The sequence below is a fragment of the Escherichia sp. E4930 genome (genome assembly GCF_005845405.1).
GTDB lineage: Bacteria > Pseudomonadota > Gammaproteobacteria > Enterobacterales > Enterobacteriaceae > Escherichia.
The window spans coordinates 40,429-64,503 of sequence record NZ_VCDZ01000002.1 but is presented as its reverse complement, the minus strand read 5'-3'; the positions used below and the strand labels follow the sequence as shown (position 1 = coordinate 64,503).

The window sequence follows — 24,075 nt, the reverse complement described above, 5'->3', positions numbered from 1 at the left end:
GTTTATTTGTTCAATTCCGCCAGAACTTCCGCGTCTTCGGCATCCACATTCGCCCCCAAAGGTTCCCAATTAATCAATACGCAGGTCAGGAATCCCAGGAATGGCACAATTGCCAACCAGTAAAACGCTTCAGTTTTCAACGCACCCCACAGCATCGGCCAGAAAATAAGCCCGGCAATCGCACCGGTGCGCATAATCGCGCGGGCAAATCCGACCCCTGTAGGGCGAATAGCAGGAGGATAAGAGAGTGTGGCAATAGTCATACCCAGCCCACCAGGACCCGCTGAATGGAAGAAAATAATTGATCCCAATAACCCTAAAGACAGCCAGGGGTTAGTCGTTGCCAGCGCGCCTAACGACAGTAATGCTAAGGTCACAACGGCAAATCCATACATCGATTGTCGGCGAGTACCCAGTCGTTGGAGAATAAACGAGCCGATCATCCCGCCAGTCACCCCACAAAGGGCATTCACGACGGCAGAACCCGTCAACGCACCAGTAAGCCCGCCACTTATTATTCCCGCCAACGTAAGAGGAAGATAAACACCTACGGCGTTATATTGCCACGCCTGCATGGTTGCCACGACACAGCCAAGAATGGTGCGTTTGCGGTAACGATCATTAAATAAGATGCCATATCCACCGCTGTATTTATTCTCTGCTTTTTCCGAGGATCTGGCTTCTGCTGTACCCGGTGCCGCAACGCGAGCCTGAACACCATAACGTTTTCCCAGAATGTCGCAGGCTTCCTGGTAACGCCCGACGCGAGCGGCCCACATTGCGGATTCACCAATAAAGAAGTAACGCAAAACCATGAAGATGACTGCGAAAATAGCTCCGATGAATATTCCGTAACGCCACAACTGTTCTTCAGCGATACCCGACAGAAGCAGCGGCAAAAGCACCAAATAAACAACGGTTGTCGAAACATACCAGGCCATTTGCCAGAGGTTGACCGACGTTCCGGTTTTCTTCGACGTTGAACCACGAAGCTCTGCCACGGCATTGGTTGCCAAAGGGAAGTCGATGCCTAAGCCAAAGCCCATGATGACGCGGCACACCAGTACCCACCAGATACTGGGCGCAATAGCTACCGCAGCAGCCCCGATGGTGCACAGCCCCATGCCAATAATAAATGCCCGCTTTTGCCCAAAGCGGTTTATTACTCGGTTCGCTAATAAACCACCAATTAACGCGGCGATTAATACTGACGCATTAACGGTTGCGGCAAGGCCCGGCGAAATGCCAAATTGAGCGGCAATGTATTTATTACCAAACCCCACCATCGCCGCCTGGTAGGCATCAATCAATATGCCGCCTAAAGCGATAAAAATAACGCCGATGCTGGTGTTGATTGCAGAGTTCTTATTAACAATATCAATTACGTCCTGTGGCCGACTAATTGAATAAGTTGCAGGACTGGTGATTTGACTCATCGCAGTGTCCTTTTTAATTGTTGTAGGGTGGCGCTAGCGTGGCGCAGCGCCAGACAGAGATTTAGAAAATCATTCCGGCGCAAATTGCAGCATGACTTTTATGGAATCATTTTGCTGCGCACGTTCGAACGCTGCCGCTGCATCCTCAATGGCAAATAAATCGGTAACCAGTTCACTGGTATCAAACCGCCCATCCGCCAGCCATTCGATAACGGCATCGAAATCTTCAGGGATGTACATGCCAGAGTTGAGCAAGTCACGCTCGAAACGTTGCATCATCGGTAGCGGTATTTCACGCGGCCCACTCGGTACGCCCATGCACACGACGGTGCCTCCGGCATACACACGGGTACAGGCATCATTAAGCGTGGCCTGCGCTGCAACAACATCAATCGCCCCCGTAAATCGCACATCTGCGGCCAGTTCCCCTGGAGCCCAAACTTCTGCTGCGCCCAGCTTTAACGCCAGGGCGCGTTTGGCAGCGTCAGGTTCAATCACGGTGATCTTCCCTGCTCCCATAATGCGCAGTGCCTGCACGATAGATAATCCAATCGTTCCGGCACCAATAACCAGTACGCTTTCCAGAGAAGTCTTCGGCATCCGGTTAACGCAATGGCGAGCACAAGCCGCCGGTTCGGCAAAGGCCAACACTTTTAGCGGTAAAGAGGCTGGTGCAACATGGCAATTACGCGCAGGAACAATGTGCTGTGAGCGAGCAAAGCCCGGCGCGCGAAAACCGGCAACCTGCGGTGGTTCACAAAGATTAAAACGTCCTGCTTTGCAGGCTCGGCATTCCATGCAAGCCATGATGGGATCGACCACAACATGATCGCCCGGCTGTACATTTTTAACGTCGCTGCCAATTTCCGTAACGCACGCTGCAATTTCATGACCGGGGACGACAGGCGGTTTGGCAAACGGATGACCGCCTTTCAGAACATGCAGATCCGAACCGCATATCCCGTAGAACACGGGCGCAATCCGTACTTCGTGCGGTTTAAGTTCCTGGTGTGGTACTTCAACATATTGAGTGGTGACTTTCCCAATATCTGAAAATAAAACCTGGGTAATTTTATCCATTGTTATTCTCCAGAATCGATATCCATAGGGGATTAGCGTTGCGCGATACCTTCATCGACAATTTCAGCCAGCCGTTGCAAGCGTGGAACGGAGACATCGCGCAGCATAGTTTGTGGATCTTGTGCACCAACAACCGACGCCCAAACCGCTCGTCCAGCCAGGAAGCCCGACGCACCACCTTTCATGGCAATACTGACTGCGCGGCCAAAAATATCGGCATCAACGCCAGAAGAAAGAATTACCCACGGCATCTTCATCTGATCGTTAAGTTTCTGACAGGCGGCAAGTAAGGTTTTTTCATCGCCTTTGCCCCCTAATGGCATCTCGGCTTTGTAAAGATCAGCCTCTGTTCCACCAAGCTCTGCGGCGGCGGCAACAATGGCGCTTTCACGATCAAAGTCCCAACCGCGACGAGGTGGACGCACCACAGGTTCAATAATGCTAACCAGCCCGGCACTACGGCAGCGACGAACAAATTTATCAACCATTGCCAGACGTTCCTCTGCGGGTTCGTCTTCACGCCAGAGTACAAGTAATTTCATTGCCTTAGCCCCCATTTCACGGGCTTTATGCGGGTCGACGGACATATCTATTTCAACGCTATCAACCGGGATGCCATTACCAGGAATAAAAAGATCGGCAGCGACAATCAGGCCGCAAGAATTAGCCACAGCGCCCTGCTCGACTATTTGCTCAAGACAAAATTGTTTATCCGCCAGAACGGCAGAAGCATAAGGAGAAAGGATTCGGGTCGCGGCAACTTTAAAATCGGTGAGTACACTGTCGGCGATGGGTTTTGGCTGCCCTGCTGCCGCAAACATCAGGCGCATGGCTTCACGCTGATCGACAGCTAACATAGCGAATCCACCACCTGGGCGGGAGATATCTTTCAGCGTGTATGGGGTGAAGTGGGATGACATAGAAACTCCTGTTAATAGATAAAATTAAAGACCAGCCTGCTGGCGAACCTGATTTAGCAGGGCGCTCCAGTCCTGCCGCCCTTTGCCGTCTTGGCTTGCTGCGGCGTAATAACTTTCTGCTGCAATCCCCATATTGAGCGGCGCCCCCGTTTCCCGAGCGACGTCAACTGCAATACGCAGATCTTTCAATGCCAGGTCCACCATGAAGGCGGGAGAAAGATCGCCTTTCAGCACTTTGCCAGGCCAGGTGGTCGTAAAATGTCCTTTCCCTGCTGCAGTACCACTCATCACCTTAATTGCGACATCAAGATTTAATCCCAGTGACTCACATAACACAGCGGCTTCGGAGGACAGCGCATTAAGCGCAATGCTCATATAGTTGTTAATTAGCTTCACGCGGATCCCCATTCCTGGGCCGCCAGCCTCGACCAGCTCATTACCCATGCACATGAGAATCGGGCGTGCACGCGCAATCTGCTCATCAGTGCCACCCGCTAAAATCAGCAATGTGCCATCAATCGCATTCACGGACGTTCTGCCCACGGGGGCGTCCATCATACTGATGCCTTTTTCTTGTAATTCCCGTATTAATGCATCGGTCTGTAAGGGATGAATAGTCGACATATCAATCACTAACGCGTCAGATGAAACAGTTTCACAGACGCCTTTTTCCCCCAACAGCACCTGTCGAACAATGTCACCATTGGGAAGCATAGTGATGATAAATTCAGCGCCTGCTGCCGCTTCCGCTGGGGTTTGTGCCGCAGTGGCCCCCTGCGTAACTAGCGCATCGACGGCCTGTGCATTGACATCAAATACCTGCAATGAATGCCCTTTTTGCAATAGATTGTTAGCCATTGGGCTACCCATCTGCCCCAGCCCGAGAAATGCAATGGTTGCCATGAATGCTCTCCTGTCTGACATTGACAAAATAATGACAATTGAAAATTCGTTTTCGTCTGTTTTTGAGCATATTTGTAATTTATGTTCAAAAACACGACACACATCACTAATTCGATCATTTGTGTCATTTAAATTGACCAAAGACGACAAAATTAAACAGGACAAGACAAATATGACCAGAATTGCATGCGTGGGTATCACAGTTCAGGACAGGATTTATTCTTTGCCTACTCTGCCGGAGGGCGGCGGGAAATATCAGGCAAATCATTATCTTGAGATTGGTGGCGGCCCGGCAGCAACAGCCGCTGTTGCAATCGCAAAACTTGGCGTGGAGGTTGATTTCATCGGTCGCGTCGGCGATGACAGTTGTGGAAATACCTTACTTGCAGAACTTGAGGGTTGGGGCGTCAATACCGCATTTTGCCGCCGATATCCTAACGCCCGTTCGTCGCAATCAGCGATCCTCGTTGATCAGCATGGCGAACGGATTATCGTTAATTATCCAAGTCCCGATCTCGGTACTGATGCCGAATGGTTAGAAGCGATCGATTTCTCTCGTTATGATCTGATTCTGGCCGATGTTCGCTGGCATAGCGGTACTGAAAAAGCATTCTCGCTAGCGCGCCTTGCGGGGGTGACAACGCTTTTAGACGCCGATATGACACCGCAGGATATTTCTCCACTTGTCGCGCTTGCCGATCATGCTGTGTTCTCTACGCCAGGGCTGAAACGTATGACTGGCCTTCAGTCACCTGAAGAAAGCTTGTACCAGGCAACGACACAAACAGCAGGTAAAGTGTATGTCACGCTGGGTTCTGAAGGTTCGTTGTGGATTGAAGATGATCATTTGTGTCAACAGGAGGCATTTTCTGTCAATGTGGTTGATACCACTGGAGCAGGCGATGTTTTTCACGGTGCACTCGCGGTAGCGTTGGCAGAAAAAATGCCAACAAAAGAGGCTATTCGTTTTGCCAGTGCGGTTGCCGCGATGAAATGTACCCAGCCTGGCGGTCGGGCTGGCATTCCTAATCGTGAGCAAACCGAATCATTTTTGTCACTTTATGCGTAAAATGGTAAACATCTACCGAGGAGGGGCAAGGGAGTATTCATGAGTATCATCGAAGTGACAGGTAATCCACGCCATGACCAACTCGTTCATCTAATCGCAGAACGCGGTTATATGAATATTGAAGAACTGGCACAACTGCTGGATGTTTCAACGCAAACCGTGCGCCGGGATATCCGAAAACTCAGTGAGCAGGGCTTGATCACCCGTCATCATGGAGGGGCCGGGCGCGTCTCCAGCGTCATGAATACCGCTTTTGAGCAACGGGAACTTTCGCTAACCGCCGAGAAACGGGCGATCGCTGAGGCGGTCGCCGATTACCTTCCCGAACGCTGTACTGTCTTCATCACCATCGGTACAACCGTAGAAGCCGTTGCCAGGGCATTACTCAACCGTCGTGATTTACGCATTATCACTAACAGCCTTCGTGTGGCACAGATTCTTTATAAGAATCAGGATATTGAAGTGATGGTGCCGGGAGGCACTTTACGCGCCCATAACGGTGGGATTATCGGCCCTGGAGCCGTGGATTTTATTGAAGGTTTTCGCGCAGACTATTTAATCACCAGTATTGGTGCCATTGAACATGACGGCACCCTGCTGGAATTTGATGTCAATGAAGCGTTAGTCGCGAGAACGATGATTAAACATGCGCGGAATACATTGCTAGTGGCAGATCATACTAAGTTTGCCGCTTCGGCTGCGGTTTCAATTGGCAATGCGCGGAATGTCAGGGCTTTTTTTACTGATGCCCCGCCTCCCAATTCTTTCTGCCAGTTGTTAAGTGAAGAGAATGTTGAACTGGTGGTTGCCGAGCAGGAAGTTTCCTGAAATTGAAACTTCGAAAAATCCGCTGGGGATTCAGCGGATTTTATTTTGCCGGATGCGGCCTACGGTTGATACGGTTTTCGTTGGCCGGATTAAGCACATCCGGCCATTAATCAAGCTTCAGCCGCCAGCATCTCTTTCTTACGTTGACTAATTCGCTTAACCAGCATTACGGAAACCACCGCACCACAGAATGCGAAGCAGGCCATAATGCCAAACACGATTTTGTAGCCAATAATCCCCGGATTTAAATCCAGAATGTAGCCATACAGACTGAAGCAGAACATCGCCGGGGCGTAACCGATAAAGCTACCCAACGCCATCGCCGCGCCTGTTTTATTTTCAGCAATTTTTGCTTCGCCAATAGGTGCAAAAAATACGGCGCGCTGAGTAAAGACTATCGCACCAAAGCCCAATGTACAGGCCATCCCTAAATAGACCGGCATGCTTTCGTGCGGCAGCATAATCAACAGTACGAGCGCAGCGGTACTGATGATAAAGGTGTAGCATAGATATTTACTCGGTGATTTCAGGATCTTATCTGAAATCATGCCACCAATCGGTCCTCCGATCATTTTCAGACAGTATTGGTTAATGATGCCGTAAGCCCCCACCAGCGCAACGGGCAGTAGATAGATGTTTTTCAAGAATGGAATGAAGAACGTCAGGCCACAGTAAACCGCGTAAACGAAGAAGACGTTGAAAGCGATAAGCCAGATGGTTTTGTCTTTCAGCACCGAGGTCATACTGGTGTTTTGCGATGCTCCGTCTTCTTTTTTCGCCTCCACGGACGGTGCCTCTTCTTTGTCATTGAGGACAAAGAAAATGATAACGCCCACAGCAATCACAATAAGGGAATAGAACCAGATACCCGCTTTAAAGCCCAATAAGCCACTGCCAAACCAGGTAAAAACTGCCAACGCAGAAAATGCCACCACGGTATCGACAATGCCACGCCCTGTTTCGAAGAAGCCAAACAAACGACCTTGTTGTTCGCTATTGCCCAATCGACTTACTGACTTGAGCAAGACCGGCCAGTTCATCATGTCGCAGGTAACGCCAAATAGCGCCCAGACAAAGAGGATGCCCCAATATCCCGGCATTGTTGTCAAATAAACACCCAGTAATCCCGTCGCAATGAGTGAGAGTGACATGGTGTATCTGCGCGGTAGTTTATCGGCAAAATAAATAGACAGAAAAAAGCCCACTGTGGTGACAAACGAGTTTACCGACATAGCATTACCAATTTGACCATTAGTCAAATGGAAATATTCCTGCATCGGGATATAAAACGCATCTTTCAGCGACGGTAATTTATAAATTGTACCGCCACACAGTGTTAATAGACTAAATAACGCCCATTTCTTTTTCGTGAGCATAACATCCCCTAAGCGATTTTTAAAATCACTGTTTTAAAGGCAATAAGATATCGACCATTCTTATGGAATGGTTTTATTAACTGCGTATGAGTTAAAACTTATTAGTGGTTCAGAAGATGGCTTGCCTCTTGTTTGATTTGTTGTAGTACGTTACGCACATGATTTATCTGATTAATCGCATCTTCTTTTTCTTTACGTAACCGCGCATCCAGTAAATGATTTTCTGGTAATGGTGTTTCACTCATCTGGCGATAAGGGATCCACGGATTATCATCTTCGTCTTCAAAGCGGAACGCCGGAGCATAATAATCAACCTCTTCTTCCAGGCCATATGCCGTCACCTGCGGCTCATCATCGCCCAGGCAGATAAGGTGCGTTAATAACGCTTTGAAGGGCATATCTCCCTGACCTGAAATACAGGCTTTATGGCCCAGCCCCCCCTGTTCTTTAACAATCAATGCATCTTTGATATGCACCTGGGTAATATGTGGCGCCATCGTTTTTAAAGCGTCGATGGGATGCTCATTTGCATTGATCATGTTCGCAAAATCAAACAGTAAGGAAAGAGACTCCATCTCACTTTCTTTGACCAGCGACACCAGCTCATGGCTTTTTAAATCTTCATGCTGCTCGATCGTAAAAGTCAGGCCGCTGTCCTGATACGTTTCCCGTACATAGGCAATGTCGTTAGCGATGATCGATAATACGTCGCGCAAATTACCTTCATAACGTGGATAAAAACGTACGGACGATGCCCCGGTTTTCAACGCGATGGCGACGGCTTCGTCAATAGATGCCTTATCTGAGGCGCTGGTTTCAATATGAATATCAAGGTTCAGACGGCGGGCTTTATCACCAAAGGCAGAGAGTTCTTTATCGTCCATATTGCCAAGAGAAAAACGCTCGCCATCCAGAACATGAATTTTGACGCCCCGCAGATTATTTTCACTCGCGATATCAAGTAAATCAGCAGGCAATACTCTTTCCAGCCGCATATTTAAATGAAAGGCATAGGCATGTAAATAAAGAGGAAGAGTATCGACACGTTGTAGAATCTTTCTTGCGTTATTTGTTGTCACCATAAAACACCTACAGATTAATGATGAGGTCTACGGCCTCAAATCGCCAATATTCAATATCTATCTGGACAATATTGCCTTGCTGGTCGGCGCGATGCTTTTCAATTAAGATCGCTGGCATACCCGCAGAACCGCCAAGATACTTGCTGATATCGCCCGGCATTCTGACGGGTTTGAAAATCAATTTTTTTACTACCGTCTCTTTTTGGTAGCACTTTTCCCAGACTGCAGAAAATGAGTGGTTTTCAAGTTGTTCAATAAAACCTGGGGCAACTTCAGGATTAATATATGTTTCGTGATAGAAAACTTTATGTCCTTCCAGCGCCCCCCAGCCGGTAATACGATAGAGTTCGGTTGATGGCGTCACTGCAATCAGTGGCGCAAGCGTCTGGGGAATGTCGCTGGTACGGCTTTTCTCGGTAAACCCCCAGGAAGGTTCCCGCCCTTGCTCAATTGCGGCCCGCTGAAAGCTCGCCGACAGCTCCGGGCTGTAATTAAATCGCGGCTGAGTCACGAACCACCCTTTACGATCCTTACGGAAGATTTTGGATTCTGCCTCGAGGTTCAGCAACGCCTGGCGCAGCGTCATACGTTTAATGCCCAGCAGCTCTCCCAGTTCTCTTTCTGAAGGGAGTTTTCCACCCGGCGTAGTGATGCCATCTTTTAACCACCGATCCAGTTTCTCTTTTGCATTTTCTACGGTGGATTGATTTCCCGTCATTGTTTAATCCTTTTGGTTTAAACCAGATGAGGCATCTTACGCTTACGCCAAAAAAGAAAGCAATTAACGGCGTATGACTTTGCAGATAATTGTGACAAAGCTCTCTATTGACGTAACCACAGACTTATAAGGGAGATACTCGCATTGGTGAGTGCTCACGACAGGCAAAAAAAAACCTGCCATCGCTGGCAGGTTTTTTATGACTAAAAAACGAAATTAATCGTCTTTCGGTGCGCGGTTAGCGCGACGACGATCGTTTTCCGTCAGGTGACGTTTACGAATACGGATAGAGGTCGGAGTCACTTCTACCAGTTCGTCATCATCGATGAACTCCAGAGCTTGTTCCAGAGTCATGCGGATAGGCGGAACCAGAACAACGGCTTCGTCAGTACCGGAAGCACGCATGTTGGTCAGTTTCTTACCGGTCAGGCAGTTTACAGTCAGGTCGTTAGAGCGGCTGTGAATACCGATAATCTGACCTTCGTAAACTTCTGCACCGTGACCGAGGAACAGCTTACCGCGATCCTGCAGACCGAACAGCGCGAACGCTACCGCTTTACCCTGACCGTTAGAGATCAGTACGCCGTTCTGACGCTGACCCACTTCACCCGGACGAACGTCGTCGTAATGGCTGAAGGTGGAGTACAGCAGACCTGTACCGGAAGTCATGGTCATGAACTCAGAACGGAAGCCAATCAGACCACGGCTTGGGATCACGTAGTCGAGACGTACGCGGCCTTTACCGTCTGGATTCATGTTTTTCAGGTCGCCTTTACGTTCGCCCAGCGCCTGCATCACAGAACCCTGATGCTGTTCTTCAACGTCCAGAGTCACGTTTTCATACGGCTCTTGTTTACGACCGTCGATTTCACGGAAGATAACTTTCGGACGGGATACCGCCAGTTCGAAACCTTCACGACGCATGTTTTCGATCAGAACAGACAGGTGCAGTTCGCCACGACCAGAAACGCGGAACGCATCGGCGTCTTCGGTTTCTTCTACGCGCAGCGCAACGTTGTGTACCAGTTCTTTGTTCAGACGGTCCAGGATCTGACGAGACGTTACGAACTTACCTTCTTTACCGCAGAACGGCGAGGTGTTAACGCAGAAGAACATAGAAACGGTCGGCTCATCAACGGAGAGTGCCGGCAGCGCTTCAACGTTTTGCGTGTCGCAAACGGTGTCAGAAATGTTCAGTTCGCCAAGGCCCGTGATCGCCACGATATCGCCAGCTTCCGCCAGATCGGTTTCGATACGTTCCAGACCGAGGTGGCCCAGCACTTTACCGACTTTCGCGTTGCGGGTTTTGCCTTCGCTATCGATGATAGTAACTTGCTGGTTCGGCTTCACTTTACCGCGCTTGATGCGGCCAATGCCGATAACACCAACATAGCTGTTGTAATCGAGCTGAGAAATCTGCATCTGGAACGGACCGTCAAGGTCTACGTCCGGCGCAGGAACGTGGTCAATAATCGCCTGATACAGCGGGGTCATGTCTTCCGCCATATCTTCGTGGTCCAGACCCGCGATACCGTTCAGCGCAGAAGCGTAAACGATCGGGAAGTCCAGCTGCTCGTCGGTCGCGTCGAGGTTTACGAACAGGTCGAATACCTGATCCACAACCCAGTCAGGACGCGCGCCAGGGCGGTCAACTTTGTTGATAACAACAATCGGCTTCAGGCCGTAAGCAAACGCTTTTTTGGTTACGAAGCGCGTTTGCGGCATCGGGCCGTCAAATGCGTCAACCACCAGCAGCACTGAGTCTACCATGGACATTACACGTTCAACTTCACCACCGAAGTCGGCGTGCCCCGGGGTATCAACGATATTGATACGGTAATCATTCCATTTGATAGCGGTGTTTTTCGCGAGGATGGTAATCCCACGCTCTTTCTCCAAATCGTTGGAGTCCATCACGCGCTCTTGGGTTTCGGCACGAGAGTCGAACGTACCGGATTGTTGGAGCAGCTTGTCTACCAGGGTGGTTTTACCATGGTCGACGTGCGCGATGATGGCGATATTACGCAATTTTTCGATCACAACTTTGCCTCAGGCATTAGAAATAGCGCGTTATTGTACACGGATTAATCGCACTACAAAACAGGATCACAAACATCCTCCGCAAACAAGTATTGCAGAGTCCCTTTGTGATCGCTTTCACGGAGCATAAAAAGGGTTATCCAAAGGTCATTGCACCAACATGGTGCTTAATGTTTCCATTGAAGCACTATATTGGTGCAACATTCACATCATGGTGCAGCCCTTTTGCACGATGTTAAGCATGATAACGCCTTTTAGGGGCAATTTAAAAGTTGGCACAGATTTCGCTTTATCTTTTTTACGGCGACACGGCCAAAATAATTGCAGATTTCGTTACCACGACGACAATGACCAATCCAGGAGAGTTAAAGTATGTCCGCTGAACACGTACTGACGATGCTGAACGAGCACGAAGTGAAGTTTGTTGATTTGCGCTTCACCGATACCAAAGGTAAAGAACAGCACGTCACTATCCCTGCTCATCAGGTGAATGCTGAATTCTTCGAAGAAGGCAAAATGTTTGACGGCTCCTCGATTGGCGGCTGGAAAGGCATTAACGAATCCGACATGGTGCTGATGCCAGACGCATCCACCGCAGTGATTGACCCGTTCTTCGCCGACTCTACCCTGATTATCCGTTGCGACATCCTTGAACCTGGCACCCTGCAAGGCTATGACCGTGACCCGCGCTCCATTGCGAAGCGCGCCGAAGATTACCTGCGTTCTACTGGCATTGCCGACACCGTACTGTTCGGGCCAGAACCTGAATTCTTCCTGTTCGATGACATCCGTTTCGGATCATCTATCTCCGGTTCTCACGTTGCTATCGACGATATCGAAGGTGCATGGAACTCCGCCACCCAATACGAAGGTGGTAACAAAGGTCACCGTCCGGCAGTGAAAGGCGGTTACTTCCCGGTGCCTCCGGTAGACTCTGCTCAGGATATTCGTTCTGAAATGTGTCTGGTGATGGAACAGATGGGTCTGGTGGTTGAAGCCCATCACCACGAAGTAGCGACTGCAGGTCAGAACGAAGTGGCTACCCGCTTCAATACCATGACCAAAAAAGCTGACGAAATTCAGATCTACAAATATGTTGTGCACAACGTAGCGCACCGCTTCGGCAAAACCGCGACCTTTATGCCAAAACCGATGTTCGGTGATAACGGCTCCGGTATGCACTGCCACATGTCGCTGTCTAAAAACGGCGTTAACCTGTTCGCGGGCGACAAATACGCAGGTCTGTCTGAACAGGCGCTGTACTACATTGGCGGCGTAATCAAACACGCTAAAGCAATTAACGCCCTGGCAAACCCGACCACCAACTCTTACAAGCGTCTGGTCCCGGGCTACGAAGCACCGGTAATGCTGGCTTACTCTGCGCGTAACCGTTCTGCGTCTATCCGTATTCCGGTGGTTTCTTCTCCGAAAGCACGTCGTATCGAAGTCCGTTTCCCGGACCCGGCGGCTAACCCGTACCTGTGCTTTGCTGCCCTGCTGATGGCCGGTCTTGATGGCATCAAAAACAAGATCCATCCGGGCGAAGCCATGGACAAAAACCTGTATGACCTGCCGCCAGAAGAAGCGAAAGAGATCCCACAGGTTGCAGGCTCTCTGGAAGAAGCACTGAACGAACTGGATCTGGACCGCGAGTTCCTGAAAGCCGGTGGAGTGTTCACGGATGAAGCGATCGATGCGTACATCGCTCTGCGTCGCGAAGAAGATGACCGCGTGCGTATGACTCCGCATCCGGTAGAGTTTGAGCTGTACTACAGCGTCTAATAGTTGAAGTTGTACTACCCGGCGCAACAACGCCGGGATTTAGTTGCCGTGGAAACTTTCAGCCCATCTCTGCATGGGCTTTTTTCTCCGTCAATTCTCAGATGCTTCGCGCTTTTTATCCGTAAAAAGCTATAATGCACTAAAATGGTGCAACCTGTTCAGGAGACTGCTTTATGGCAACAGGCACGCAGCCCGATGCTGGGCAGATCCTCAACTCGCTGATTAACAGTATTTTGTTAATTGATGACAACCTGGCGATCCATTACGCCAACCCCGCCGCGCAACAACTGCTCGCCCAAAGCTCCCGCAAATTGTTTGGTACACCGTTACCGGAACTGTTGAGCTACTTCTCATTAAATATCGAGCTGATGCAAGAAAGTCTGGAGGCGGGGCAAGGTTTTACCGATAACGAAGTGACGCTGGTCATCGACGGGCGCTCGCATATCCTTTCTGTGACGGCCCAGCGTATGCCGGACGGCATGATCCTGCTGGAGATGGCGCCGATGGATAACCAGCGCCGCTTAAGTCAGGAACAGCTACAGCACGCCCAGCAGGTTGCTGCCCGTGATTTAGTGCGCGGCCTGGCGCATGAGATTAAAAATCCGCTTGGCGGCTTACGTGGCGCAGCGCAGCTACTCAGCAAAGCACTGCCTGACCCGTCGCTGCTGGAATATACCAAAGTGATTATCGAACAGGCGGACCGGCTGCGAAATCTGGTCGACCGTCTGTTGGGGCCGCAGCTGCCCGGTACGCGCGTTACCGAAAGTATTCACAAAGTGGCTGAACGCGTGGTGACGCTGGTGTCGATGGAACTGCCGGACAACGTGCGGTTGATTCGTGATTACGACCCCAGCCTGCCGGAACTGGCGCACGACCCGGATCAAATTGAGCAAGTGCTGCTGAATATTGTGCGCAATGCGCTACAGGCGCTGGGGCCGGAAGGTGGTGAAATCATTCTGCGTACCCGCACCGCGTTTCAACTGACCTTACACGGCGAACGCTATCGGCTGGCGGCGCGGATTGATGTGGAAGACAACGGGCCGGGCATTCCGCCTCATTTGCAGGATACGCTGTTTTACCCGATGGTCAGCGGCCGCGAAGGTGGCACCGGGCTTGGCTTATCCATCGCCCGAAATTTAATTGATCAGCATTCAGGCAAAATTGAATTTACCAGTTGGCCAGGTCATACCGAGTTCTCGGTTTACCTGCCTATCAGGAAATAAAGGTGACGTTTATGCAACGAGGGATAGTCTGGGTAGTCGATGACGATAGTTCCATCCGTTGGGTGCTTGAACGTGCGCTCGCTGGGGCAGGTTTAACCTGTACGACGTTTGAGAACGGCGCGGAGGTGCTGGAAGCACTGGCGAGCAAAACGCCGGATGTGCTGCTGTCGGATATCCGTATGCCGGGAATGGATGGGCTGGCGCTGCTCAAGCAGATTAAACAGCGCCATCCGATGCTTCCGGTCATCATTATGACCGCACATTCCGATCTGGATGCTGCCGTCAGCGCCTATCAACAAGGGGCGTTTGATTATCTGCCTAAACCGTTTGATATCGACGAAGCCGTGGCGCTGGTTGAGCGCGCCATCAGTCATTACCAGGAACAGCAGCAGCCGCGTAATGTTCAGCTTAACGGCCCAACGACCGATATCATCGGCGAAGCGCCAGCCATGCAGGACGTGTTCCGGATTATCGGTCGGCTTTCGCGTTCTTCGATTAGCGTGCTGATTAATGGCGAATCCGGCACCGGTAAAGAACTGGTCGCTCATGCCCTGCATCGCCACAGCCCGCGCGCCAAAGCGCCGTTTATCGCGCTCAATATGGCGGCTATCCCGAAGGATTTGATCGAATCAGAACTGTTCGGTCACGAAAAAGGCGCGTTTACCGGCGCGAATACCATTCGTCAGGGGCGTTTTGAACAGGCCGATGGCGGCACATTATTCCTCGATGAAATTGGCGATATGCCGCTGGATGTGCAGACGCGTTTGCTGCGCGTGCTGGCAGACGGTCAGTTTTATCGCGTTGGCGGCTATGCGCCGGTGAAAGTGGATGTGCGGATTATCGCTGCGACCCACCAGAATCTCGAACAGCGGGTGCAGGAAGGCAAGTTCCGTGAGGATTTGTTCCACCGCCTGAACGTTATCCGTGTTCATCTGCCGCCGCTGCGTGAGCGTCGGGAAGATATTCCCCGTCTGGCACGCCATTTTTTACAAGTTGCCGCTCGCGAGCTGGGCGTAGAAGCAAAGTTGCTGCATCCGGAAACTGAAGCCGCTCTGACGCGTCTGGCGTGGCCAGGCAACGTGCGCCAGCTGGAAAACACCTGCCGCTGGCTAACGGTAATGGCTGCCGGACAGGAAGTGTTGATTCAGGATTTGCCTGGCGAACTGTTTGAATCAACCGTACCGGAAAGCACTTCACAAATGCAGCCGGACAGTTGGGCAACGCTGTTAGCACAGTGGGCAGATCGGGCGCTACGTTCCGGTCATCAAAACTTGCTGTCTGAAGCGCAACCAGAGCTGGAGCGGACGTTACTGACTACCGCGTTGCGACATACGCAGGGGCATAAACAGGAAGCAGCACGCTTACTTGGCTGGGGGCGTAACACCCTGACGCGTAAGTTAAAAGAGCTGGGGATGGAGTGATTCAGGCTCGCCATGTAAAGATTGATTATTGAGCGCAAATTGCTGTTATTTTGCGCTTTACTGTTCCGGTAAGTTCAGTATGATCATGCCCGAAAAACGGGGGGAGTGTCATTATGCTGGAATCAATAATTAATCTGCTATCAAGTGGCGCAGTTAACAGCCACACGCCGCAAACTGCCGTTGCTGCCGTGCTGTGTGCCGCAATGATTGGGCTGTTTAGCTGAGTTTCAGATTGCTGATGAAGTGCTCTTTGTTCATGCCGGATGCGGCGTGAACGCCTTATCCGGCCTACAAAAACAGATTTTGTAGACCTGACAAGCGTAGCGCATCAGGCAACCTTGTTCTCAGCACATTGATGGCGCTTTCGTTTATCACCGTTGTAAACGAAGCGCCATTCACTATTTAAATCACCCGTGAGAACTGCTGCATTCGCGCTTTCTGGCGCAGATAAGTATCAAAGCACATGCAAATGTTGCGGATCAGCAAGCGACCTTTCGCCGTCACCTGAATCCCCTTCTCATCCACATCCACCAGCCCGTCTTTTGCTAATGGGGCCAGCAGCTTGAGATCTTCCGCAAAGTAATCAGCGAAGTGCAAATCCCACTGTTGCTCAATGGGGGCGTAATCCAGACGGAAGTTGCAGATGAGCGACTTAATCACATCGCGGCGAATACAGTCATCACGCGTTAGCGCAATACCACGCCACAGCGCATTACCTTGTTCATCCACCTGCTGATAGTACTGCTTCAACTCTTTCTGGTTCTGCGCGTAGCAGTCGCCAATCATGCTGATGGCGGAAACGCCCATCCCAAGCAGGTCGGTATCGCCCTGGGTGGTGTAGCCCTGGAAGTTACGATGCAGCACGCCTTCACGCTGGGCCACTGCCAGCTCGTCATCCGGGCGAGCAAAGTGATCCATACCGATAAACTGATAGCCCGATTGTGTCAGGAAGGCGATGGTTTCCTGCAGAATATCGAGTTTTTGTTGCGGACTCGGCAAGTCAGCATCTTTGATTTTGCGCTGGGCGGCAAAAATAGTTGGCAGATGCGCGTAGTTAAAGACGCTCAGACGGTCAGGGTTCAGTTCCGCCACGCGTTTCAGGGTAAAAGCGAAACTCTCCGGCGTCTGTTTCGGCAGGCCGTAAATCAGGTCAATGTTGGTGGAGGTAAAGCCAATCTCACGCGCATGGTTAAGCAGCGCAAAGATGAACTCTTCATCCTGCTCGCGGTTAACCAGACGCTGTACTTCTTTGTTGAAGTCCTGCACGCCCATGCTCAGGCGATTAAAGCCTTCCGCGCGTAAATGATCCAGTACATCCAGTTCGATTTCGCGCGGATCGACTTCGATCGAGATTTCCGCATCGGCATTGAACTGGAAGTTTTCGCGCAACAGCTTCATCAGGCGGCTGATTTGCGCTTTATTCAGGTATGTTGGCGTTCCACCGCCCCAGTGCAGCTGGCTCACCTTGCGCCCGGCAAAAAGCGGAGCACGATGAACGATTTCTTGCTCAAGCACGTCCAGATACTGGTCGGCCTTGTGCTGCTGACGAGTCACAATCTTGTTGCAACCGCAGAAGTAGCAAAGTTTGTGGCAGAACGGGATATGTACGTAGAGAGATAAGGGACGCTCTGGGTAGCGCGCCACGGCTTGTAAAAACGCCTGTTCACCGAAGTCTTCTGAAAACTCCAGCGCGGTCGGGTACGAGGTGTATCGTGGCCCGGAATAGTTATATTTCTGGATCAGGGCCAGGTCCCAGTCGATTTGCTGTACAGACATGCTCACTCCTTCCGATGGCGTCTCTGGCGGCTACGGCGTACCGGCGGATGCCCGTTTCGGGTCATCAGCCGGTTGCGCAGCCACTTTTGTCGCCGCGACAACCGCTGTAGTTTAACGAATAACCACACCAGATAACATATAACCGGAAGGGTTATCAGCAGAACGGGAAGGCCCACGGCGGCAATCCGTTAGTTGCCCCGCAGTAGACGCATCATGTCTTCTTGCTTCTCGTCTTCTTCCTCTTCTTCGTCGTCGTCATAAGAGAGGCCGAGTTTCTGCATCAGCTCATCAATACGATCCAGCTTGGCATCTACCCAGGATTGCTCTTCGGCACTCAGGGTTTCGCCTGCTTCCAGACGTTCCAGCAGCGCATCCAGACGCTCATCCGTCTCCAGTAACTCCAACTCCGCCTGCGGTGAAAGCATAGGTTTCTCACTCTTCGGTTTGTGCTGTTTGGTGACTTTTTCAGTCACGCCCAATGGAATAGGGGTTTTACTGCCAATACGTGGATCTTTCGGTGCATTCTGGCCTTTGCTACCCGAAGTAGTGCTACCGCCCGCTGCGCGGCTGCCTGGTGCATGACCACGACGTTTTTTCTGGCGCTTGCGATCACGAGCTTCCTGATTCAGCTCTTCGCGGGTTTTACGACGCGCTTTTGCATGACCTTTGCTGCGTGAGTTTGAAGATGATGGTTTCATATCAATTCGTCTTTTAGCCGTTTTATTTAGTATAGATTTGCGGCGGAATCTAACAGAAAGCAAGCAAAGAAAAAAGGCGACAGATTACTCTGTCGCCTTTTTTCCTGACTCACAACCCTTAACGGGTCTTACAATCCTTGCAGGCCGCCAACACACCCTGTTTTTCCATTAGCCGGAACATTCCGTGTTGATTCCATTTCCCTTTAGTGACGTCTCCGGACGTTTGTCTTCCTGACAATCCTCTGTCTTCGCCTCCTGGCGCTCCTGACCCTCATCCTGAGTCATCGTTCCTGTTAGCGTCCTCGCTCTATGGGTGCTACTTTACGCTTCTGTGTTAAACAAACAATAAACTATCATCAGTATTTACTCATTTTCAGATTATTGTATAAAACTAATCACATGATTTATTTAGCCTATTTGACATGCGTCGCAGAAATTTCTCTTCGATTTCTCATAAAAACAATCGGCAATGTCTCACAAAGTACATGGTATTTACTTACACCGTTCACGCCGAAAAATCCGTCTTTTATTGTGGTTCAGGTATAATCGCCGCAAAGCTTTGACTGACGGAGACGACCGCTTTGACTAATTTGAATTATCAACAGACGCATTTTGTGATGAGTGCGCCTGATATTCGCCACTTACCTTCCGATACCGGGATCGAAGTGGCTTTTGCAGGCCGTTCCAACGCAGGTAAATCCAGCGCGCTGAACACGCTGACTAACCAGAAAAGCCTGGCGCGTACCTCGAAAACACCAGGACGTACCCAGCTTATCAACCTGTTTGAAGTGGCTGAGGGCAAACGTCTGGTCGACTTGCCTGGCTATGGCTACGCGGAAGTTCCTGAAGAGATGAAGCGCAAATGGCAGCGCGCGCTCGGTGAGTACCTCGAAAAACGTCAGAGTCTACAAGGCCTGGTCGTGCTGATGGATATTCGCCATCCGCTGAAAGATCTCGACCAGCAGATGATTGAGTGGGCGGTGGACAGCAATATCGCCGTACTGGTGTTGCTGACCAAAGCGGATAAACTGGCGAGCGGTGCACGTAAAGCGCAATTGAATATGGTGCGTGAAGCAGTGCTGGCGTTTAACGGTGATGTGCAGGTAGAGACATTCTCTTCTCTGAAGAAGCAAGGTGTGGATAAGCTGCGGCAGAAACTGGATACCTGGTTCAGCGAGATGCAGCCTGTAGAAGAAACGCAGGGCGGCGAATAATTTTCTAGCCCTTACGCATGTGCCGGATATCGCGTATCTGGCACATAAAATCATGCAAACTCAATGAGCTATTTTTCTACCGTAGGCCTGTTAAGCACAACGTATCCGGCAATACGGATCTTTTCTTTCGCACAATAAAAAACGCCCCAGTCATTACTGACTGGGGCGGCTAAAAAATTCAGCCAAATCCGATTACGTGAAGTAAAAGGTCTGAAAGATAGAACATCTTACCTCTGTACCCTACGCGACTAACTTTACTCTTTTTTGTTCAGTTCAGAAAGCACTTTTTGTAATTTTTTTTCAGTTGTTGCATAGGAATTTCTAATACCCATCACAAATCGTGGCTGGTTATGTTGCTTAGTTACGAAAAAAAGGCTTGTTAAGGCAAATCTTAGTGCGCCTGATCCCAGTTTTCGCCACTACCCACTTCCACCAGCAACGGCACATCCAGGCGGGTACAGTTTTCCATCAACTGATGGATCTTCTTCGCTACCGCATCGACATCATCTTTATGAACTTCAAACACCAGTTCATCGTGTACCTGCATGATCATACGCACGCGCGGTTGCTCTTCCTGTAGCCAGGCATCAACGGCAATCATAGCCCGTTTGATGATATCCGCAGCGGTTCCCTGCATTGGTGCGTTAATGGCTGCACGTTCAGCCGCAGCACGGCGTGCACCGTTGCTGGATTTGATATCCGGCAGATAAAGGCGACGTCCGTCCAGGGTTTCAACGTATCCCTGCTCTTTCGCCTGAGCACGAGTGCGTTCCATATACTCCAGTACGCCTGGGTAGCGTTCGAAGTAAAGGTCCATGTACTTCTGTGCTTCTTTACGTGGAATGTTCAATTGCCGTGCCAGACCGAAAGCACTCATGCCATAAATCAGACCAAAGTTGATCGCTTTCGCGCTACGGCGTTGTTCGCTGGTGACAGTTTCCAGTGGCAAACCAAACACTTCTGCAGCCGTTGCCCGGTGGATATCTTTTCCTTCTGCAAATGCGGTCAGCAAGCCTTTGTCTCGTGAAAGATGCGCCATAATGCGCAGTTCAATCTGCGAGTAGTCCGCCGAGACAATCACGTAATCCTGCGGCGCAATAAACGCCTGGCGGATACGGCGGCCTTCTTCGTTACGCACCGGAATGTTTTGCAGGTTAGGATCGGTTGAGGATAAACGCCCCGTTGCAGTTACTGCCTGGTGATAGGAAGTATGCACGCGCCCGGTTTTCGGGTTGATCATCAGCGGCAGCTTGTCGGTGTAAGTCGATTTCAGCTTCGCCAGACCACGATACTCCAGAATCACTTTTGGCAACGGATAGTCCAGTGCCAGCTCTTCCAGTACCTCTTCCGACGTTGACGGCGCACCACCCGGCGTTTTCTTCAGCGGCTTAATACCCTGTTTTTCAAAAAGAATAGTTTGCAGTTGCTTGGTGGAAGAAAGGTTAAATTCTTCACCTGCAATTTCATGCGCTTTCTTTTCCAGTTCTGCTAAACGCAGGGTGAGTTCTTCAGAATGATTGTGCAGCACTTTCGGGTCGATCTTCACACCGTTGCGTTCGATGCGCGAAAGCACCGGTACCAGCGGCATTTCGATGTTTTCGAAGACGTTCAGTGGCCCTTTGTGTTTTTGCAGATCCGGCCACATTTTCAGATGCAGCTGCAAGGTGACATCCGCATCTTCGGCAGCATAGCGTCCGGCCTCTTCCAGGGCAATCTGGTTAAAGGTCAGTTGATTTTTACCTTTACCGGCAATCTCTTCAAAAGTGATGGTTTTGTGCTTCAACCAACGTTCCGCGAGGCTGTCCATATCGTGGCGACCGGCAACGCTGTTGAGAATGTAGGACTCGAGCATGGTATCAAACGCAATCCCCCGCAGCTCAATGCCGTAATTCGCCAGAATGCCGCGATCGTATTTCAGGTTTTGCCCGACCTTCAGCGCCTTTTCATCTTCCAGCAGCGGTTTTAGCAACTCGAGTGCACGCTCGCGGGAGATCTGATCGGGCGCATCAAGATAATCATGAGCAACCGGAATATAGGCCGCTACGCCTGGCTCAATAGCAAAAGAAAGCCCGACCAGGTTGGCAGAGATGTTATCGAGGCTGTCAGTTTCGGTATCAAACGCAAATACAGGCGCTTTTTCCAGCTTCGTAATCCATGCTTTTAGAGTTTCTTCGTCCAGAATAGTGACGTAGTTATCGTAAGAAATCGCTGTTGCAGTCACTTCGGGTGTTTCGTCGACAACAATGGTTTCCTGCGGCTTCGCAGCTGGTTTTGCCCCTTTGGCCTGTAACCATTTGCCCACTTCGACATCAGCAATCCAACGCTTGAACTCATACTTTTTGAACAGTCCCAACAACTCTTCAGCCGCCGGTTGTTGTACTTCCAGTTGTTCGCAGGTCAGTTCCAGCTCAACGTCGGTTTTAATCGTCGCCAGCTGGTAAGAGAGATAGGCCACCTCTTTATTTTGCTCAAGCTTCGCCGCCATTGTTTTCGCGCCGCGGAAGCTCAATCCAGCAATTTTTTCCGGCTCGGCATACAGCGTATCCAGGCCGCCAAGACCTTGTAGCAGTGCCTGCGCGGTTTTTTCGCCGACGCCCGGTACGCCAGGAATGTTATCAGAGGAGTCGCCCATCAGCGCGAGGAAGTCGATGATCAGTTCTGGCGGTACGCCATACTTATTCACCACCTCTTCCGGGCCGAGGATAGTATTTGTCATGGTGTTGATAAGCGTGATATTTGGCGTCACCAGTTGCGCCATATCTTTATCACCGGTGCTGATCAATACCGGACGCCCCGCTTTTTCTGCTTCACGCGCCAGAGTACCGATAACGTCGTCTGCTTCTACGCCAGAAACGGCCAGCAGAGGCAGCCCCATCGCTTTTACCATTGTGTGCAGGGGTTCGATCTGCGCGCGCAAATCGTCCGGCATTGGCGGGCGATGTGATTTGTAATGTTCAAACAGTTCATCACGAAAGGTTTTTCCCTTGGCGTCAAAGACCACCGCTGCATGCGTCGGTTGGTATTGCATGATCAGACTACGCAGCATGTTGAGGACACCGTACATCGCACCGGTTGGCTCGCCTGCGCTGTTAGTCAGCGGCGGAAACGCGTGATATGCGCGATAAAGGTAAGATGAACCATCTACAAGGATTAGTGGGTTTTGGGGGATCTGAACCATAATGTCCGTGCCTGTTTATCAGATTATGCGTAAAGGATGCCACAGACAGGATGAAAACATGAGTTTTTCACCGCTTTTCGTGAAAATCTTTTGTAGATCTTGTGGATCGCTCGCAAATCGTCATGTGGATAACTTTGTGTATAAATTATTTACATCACTTTTAATTTATTATCATGCTTGTTACAGCATTAGGTTTGTTGTTGTTTTTCATAAAGTTAAAAATAAAAGCATTGCTGGTGATTGAGTAATAGGGATTTTTTCTAATGTGGATAGATATGAATTATTTTTCTATTTAAGGATCATCCGTTATTTGGGCCGTTTTCTGCTAAAATCTGCGCCTTGCGCTTCTTTAGCGCACTGTCTATGGCTAACCTTTTGAATAATTTAATTATGACGAGAATACTCGCTGCGATAACACTTTTGGTGAGTATCGTATTGACCATTTTGGTCACCATTTTTTGTTCTGTCCCGATCATCATTGCCGGGATCGTAAAACTATTGTTACCTGTGCCAGTGATTTGGCGAAAGGTATCGCTTTTTTGTGATTTTATGATGTATTGCTGGTGTGAAGGATTAGCGCTATTACTGCACCTTAACCCACACCTGCAATGGGAAGTTCGCGGACTGGAAGGGCTAAGTAAGAAGAACTGGTATCTGCTTATTTGTAACCACCGCAGTTGGGCTGATATTGTTGTACTGTGCGTGTTGTTTCGTAAGCATATTCCAATGAACAAATATTTTCTCAAGCAGCAACTGGCCTGGGTGCCTTTCCTGGGCCTGGCGTGCTGGGCGCTGGATATGCCATTTATGAAGCGCTATTCCCGCGCTTATTTGATACGTCATCCGGAACGGCGCGGTAAAGATGTTGAAACCACTCGTCGGTCTTGCGAAAAGTTTCGCCTGCATCCCACCACGATTGTGAATTTTGTTGAAGGCTCCCGTTTTACTGAACAGAAACACCAGCAAACCCACTCGACATTTAAAAATCTCCTGCCTCCCAAAGCCGCCGGTATCGCGATGGCGCTGAATGTACTGGGTAAACAATTCGATAAACTACTCAATGTTACGCTGTGTTATCCGGACAATAACCGCCAGCCATTCTTCGATATGTTAAGTGGCAAACTGACGCGGATTGTCGTGCATGTGGATTTACAACCCATTGCTGAAGAGTTGCATGGCGACTATATCAATGACAAAAGCTTCAAACGTCATTTTCAGCAGTGGCTGAACACACTGTGGCAGGAAAAAGACCGACTTCTGACTTCACTGATGTCATCACGGCATCAGGATAAGTAGTTATAACTCGCCTCCGTATTAGCAGAGGCGAGTTA

19 protein-coding genes and 1 pseudogene are annotated in these 24,075 nt (G+C 50.2%); 8 read left to right on the top strand and 12 right to left on the bottom strand.

Going from position 1 to position 24,075, the window contains the following annotated elements; genetic code table 11:
- Nucleotides 1–2: 2 nt before the first annotated feature.
- The 4 genes from FFT88_RS01400 to yihU form a co-directional block, all read right to left on the bottom strand.
- A complete protein-coding gene (locus FFT88_RS01400) occupies nt 3–1,436 on the bottom strand; it encodes an MFS transporter (protein WP_130223060.1) in 1,434 nt (477 codons plus the stop codon).
- Between the two features lie 69 nt (nt 1,437–1,505).
- Nucleotides 1,506–2,516 carry an alcohol dehydrogenase catalytic domain-containing protein gene (locus FFT88_RS01395; RefSeq protein WP_135405264.1) on the bottom strand — a complete coding sequence of 337 codons (1,011 nt, stop codon included), beginning with the start codon at nt 2,514–2,516 and terminating at the stop codon, nt 1,506–1,508.
- A gap of 32 nt (nt 2,517–2,548) precedes the next feature.
- Nucleotides 2,549–3,436, bottom strand: a complete 888-nt coding sequence (locus FFT88_RS01390; RefSeq protein WP_135405261.1) for an aldolase — start codon at nt 3,434–3,436, stop codon at nt 2,549–2,551.
- A gap of 24 nt (nt 3,437–3,460) precedes the next feature.
- Nucleotides 3,461–4,339: a sulfolactaldehyde 3-reductase gene (gene yihU, locus FFT88_RS01385; RefSeq protein ID WP_135405259.1), complete on the bottom strand. Its 879-nt coding sequence runs from the start codon at nt 4,337–4,339 to the stop codon at nt 3,461–3,463.
- A gap of 172 nt (nt 4,340–4,511) precedes the next feature.
- Here yihU and FFT88_RS01380 point away from each other — a divergent pair, with 172 nt between their 5' ends.
- Nucleotides 4,512–5,408, top strand: coding sequence for a sugar kinase (locus FFT88_RS01380; RefSeq protein ID WP_135405538.1), 897 nt, complete (start codon nt 4,512–4,514; stop codon nt 5,406–5,408).
- 39 nt (nt 5,409–5,447) lie between these two features.
- On the top strand, nt 5,448–6,236 hold the full coding sequence (locus tag FFT88_RS01375; RefSeq protein ID WP_000022286.1) for a DeoR/GlpR family DNA-binding transcription regulator: 789 nt from the start codon (nt 5,448–5,450) through the stop codon (nt 6,234–6,236).
- Between the two features lie 110 nt (nt 6,237–6,346).
- On the opposite strand, the gene FFT88_RS01370 is transcribed toward FFT88_RS01375, so the two are convergent.
- The 4 genes from FFT88_RS01370 to typA form a co-directional block, all read right to left on the bottom strand.
- Complete coding sequence (locus FFT88_RS01370) at nt 6,347–7,612, bottom strand: MFS transporter (protein WP_130216177.1); 1,266 nt, start codon at nt 7,610–7,612, stop codon at nt 6,347–6,349.
- Nucleotides 7,613–7,713: 101 nt separating this feature from the next.
- Nucleotides 7,714–8,694 (bottom strand): TIM barrel protein, encoded by a 981-nt coding sequence (locus FFT88_RS01365; protein WP_130216175.1) that lies wholly within the window; start codon nt 8,692–8,694, stop codon nt 7,714–7,716.
- Nucleotides 8,695–8,701: 7 nt separating this feature from the next.
- Nucleotides 8,702–9,412 (bottom strand): GntR family transcriptional regulator, encoded by a 711-nt coding sequence (locus FFT88_RS01360; RefSeq protein ID WP_000147433.1) that lies wholly within the window; start codon nt 9,410–9,412, stop codon nt 8,702–8,704.
- A gap of 216 nt (nt 9,413–9,628) precedes the next feature.
- The gene (gene typA / locus FFT88_RS01355; RefSeq protein ID WP_001514692.1) at nt 9,629–11,452 is read right to left on the bottom strand and encodes a ribosome-dependent GTPase TypA; all 1,824 of its coding nucleotides are present in this window, start codon (nt 11,450–11,452) and stop codon (nt 9,629–9,631) included.
- Nucleotides 11,453–11,824: 372 nt separating this feature from the next.
- Between typA and glnA the strand changes: the two genes are divergently transcribed.
- The 4 genes from glnA (at nt 11,825) to FFT88_RS01335 (ending at nt 16,102) form a co-directional block, all read left to right on the top strand.
- Nucleotides 11,825–13,234 carry a glutamate--ammonia ligase gene (glnA, locus tag FFT88_RS01350; RefSeq protein ID WP_137511117.1) on the top strand — a complete coding sequence of 470 codons (1,410 nt, stop codon included), beginning with the start codon at nt 11,825–11,827 and terminating at the stop codon, nt 13,232–13,234.
- Between the two features lie 173 nt (nt 13,235–13,407).
- Entirely contained in the window at nt 13,408–14,457 is a 1,050-nt protein-coding gene (glnL, locus tag FFT88_RS01345) for a nitrogen regulation protein NR(II) (protein ID WP_000190577.1), read from the top strand.
- Nucleotides 14,458–14,468: 11 nt separating this feature from the next.
- The gene (gene glnG / locus FFT88_RS01340) at nt 14,469–15,878 is read left to right on the top strand and encodes a nitrogen regulation protein NR(I) (protein WP_088563506.1); all 1,410 of its coding nucleotides are present in this window, start codon (nt 14,469–14,471) and stop codon (nt 15,876–15,878) included.
- Nucleotides 15,879–15,991: 113 nt separating this feature from the next.
- Nucleotides 15,992–16,102, top strand: coding sequence for a YshB family small membrane protein (locus tag FFT88_RS01335; RefSeq protein ID WP_064527982.1), 111 nt, complete (start codon nt 15,992–15,994; stop codon nt 16,100–16,102).
- Nucleotides 16,103–16,280: 178 nt separating this feature from the next.
- Here the strand turns inward: FFT88_RS01335 and hemN are convergent, their stop codons facing one another.
- From hemN to FFT88_RS01315, 3 genes and pseudogenes are all read right to left on the bottom strand, one after another.
- The gene (hemN, locus tag FFT88_RS01330) at nt 16,281–17,654 is read right to left on the bottom strand and encodes an oxygen-independent coproporphyrinogen III oxidase (protein ID WP_130216173.1); all 1,374 of its coding nucleotides are present in this window, start codon (nt 17,652–17,654) and stop codon (nt 16,281–16,283) included.
- A gap of 188 nt (nt 17,655–17,842) precedes the next feature.
- A complete protein-coding gene (gene yihI, locus FFT88_RS01325) occupies nt 17,843–18,352 on the bottom strand; it encodes a Der GTPase-activating protein YihI (RefSeq protein ID WP_130216171.1) in 510 nt (169 codons plus the stop codon).
- Between the two features lie 118 nt (nt 18,353–18,470).
- Nucleotides 18,471–18,637 (bottom strand): annotated as a pseudogene (locus tag FFT88_RS01315) (hypothetical protein).
- A 296-nt stretch (nt 18,638–18,933) separates the two neighbouring features.
- On the opposite strand from FFT88_RS01315, the gene yihA reads away from it, so the two are divergent.
- Nucleotides 18,934–19,566: a ribosome biogenesis GTP-binding protein YihA/YsxC gene (yihA, locus tag FFT88_RS01310; RefSeq protein WP_130258776.1), complete on the top strand. Its 633-nt coding sequence runs from the start codon at nt 18,934–18,936 to the stop codon at nt 19,564–19,566.
- A gap of 391 nt (nt 19,567–19,957) precedes the next feature.
- Here the strand turns inward: yihA and polA are convergent, their stop codons facing one another.
- The gene (polA, locus tag FFT88_RS01305) at nt 19,958–22,744 is read right to left on the bottom strand and encodes a DNA polymerase I (protein WP_135405256.1); all 2,787 of its coding nucleotides are present in this window, start codon (nt 22,742–22,744) and stop codon (nt 19,958–19,960) included.
- A 363-nt stretch (nt 22,745–23,107) separates the two neighbouring features.
- Here polA and FFT88_RS01295 point away from each other — a divergent pair, with 363 nt between their 5' ends.
- Nucleotides 23,108–24,040: an acyltransferase gene (locus tag FFT88_RS01295; RefSeq protein WP_130223070.1), complete on the top strand. Its 933-nt coding sequence runs from the start codon at nt 23,108–23,110 to the stop codon at nt 24,038–24,040.
- The last annotated feature ends 35 nt before the right edge of the window (nt 24,041–24,075 follow it).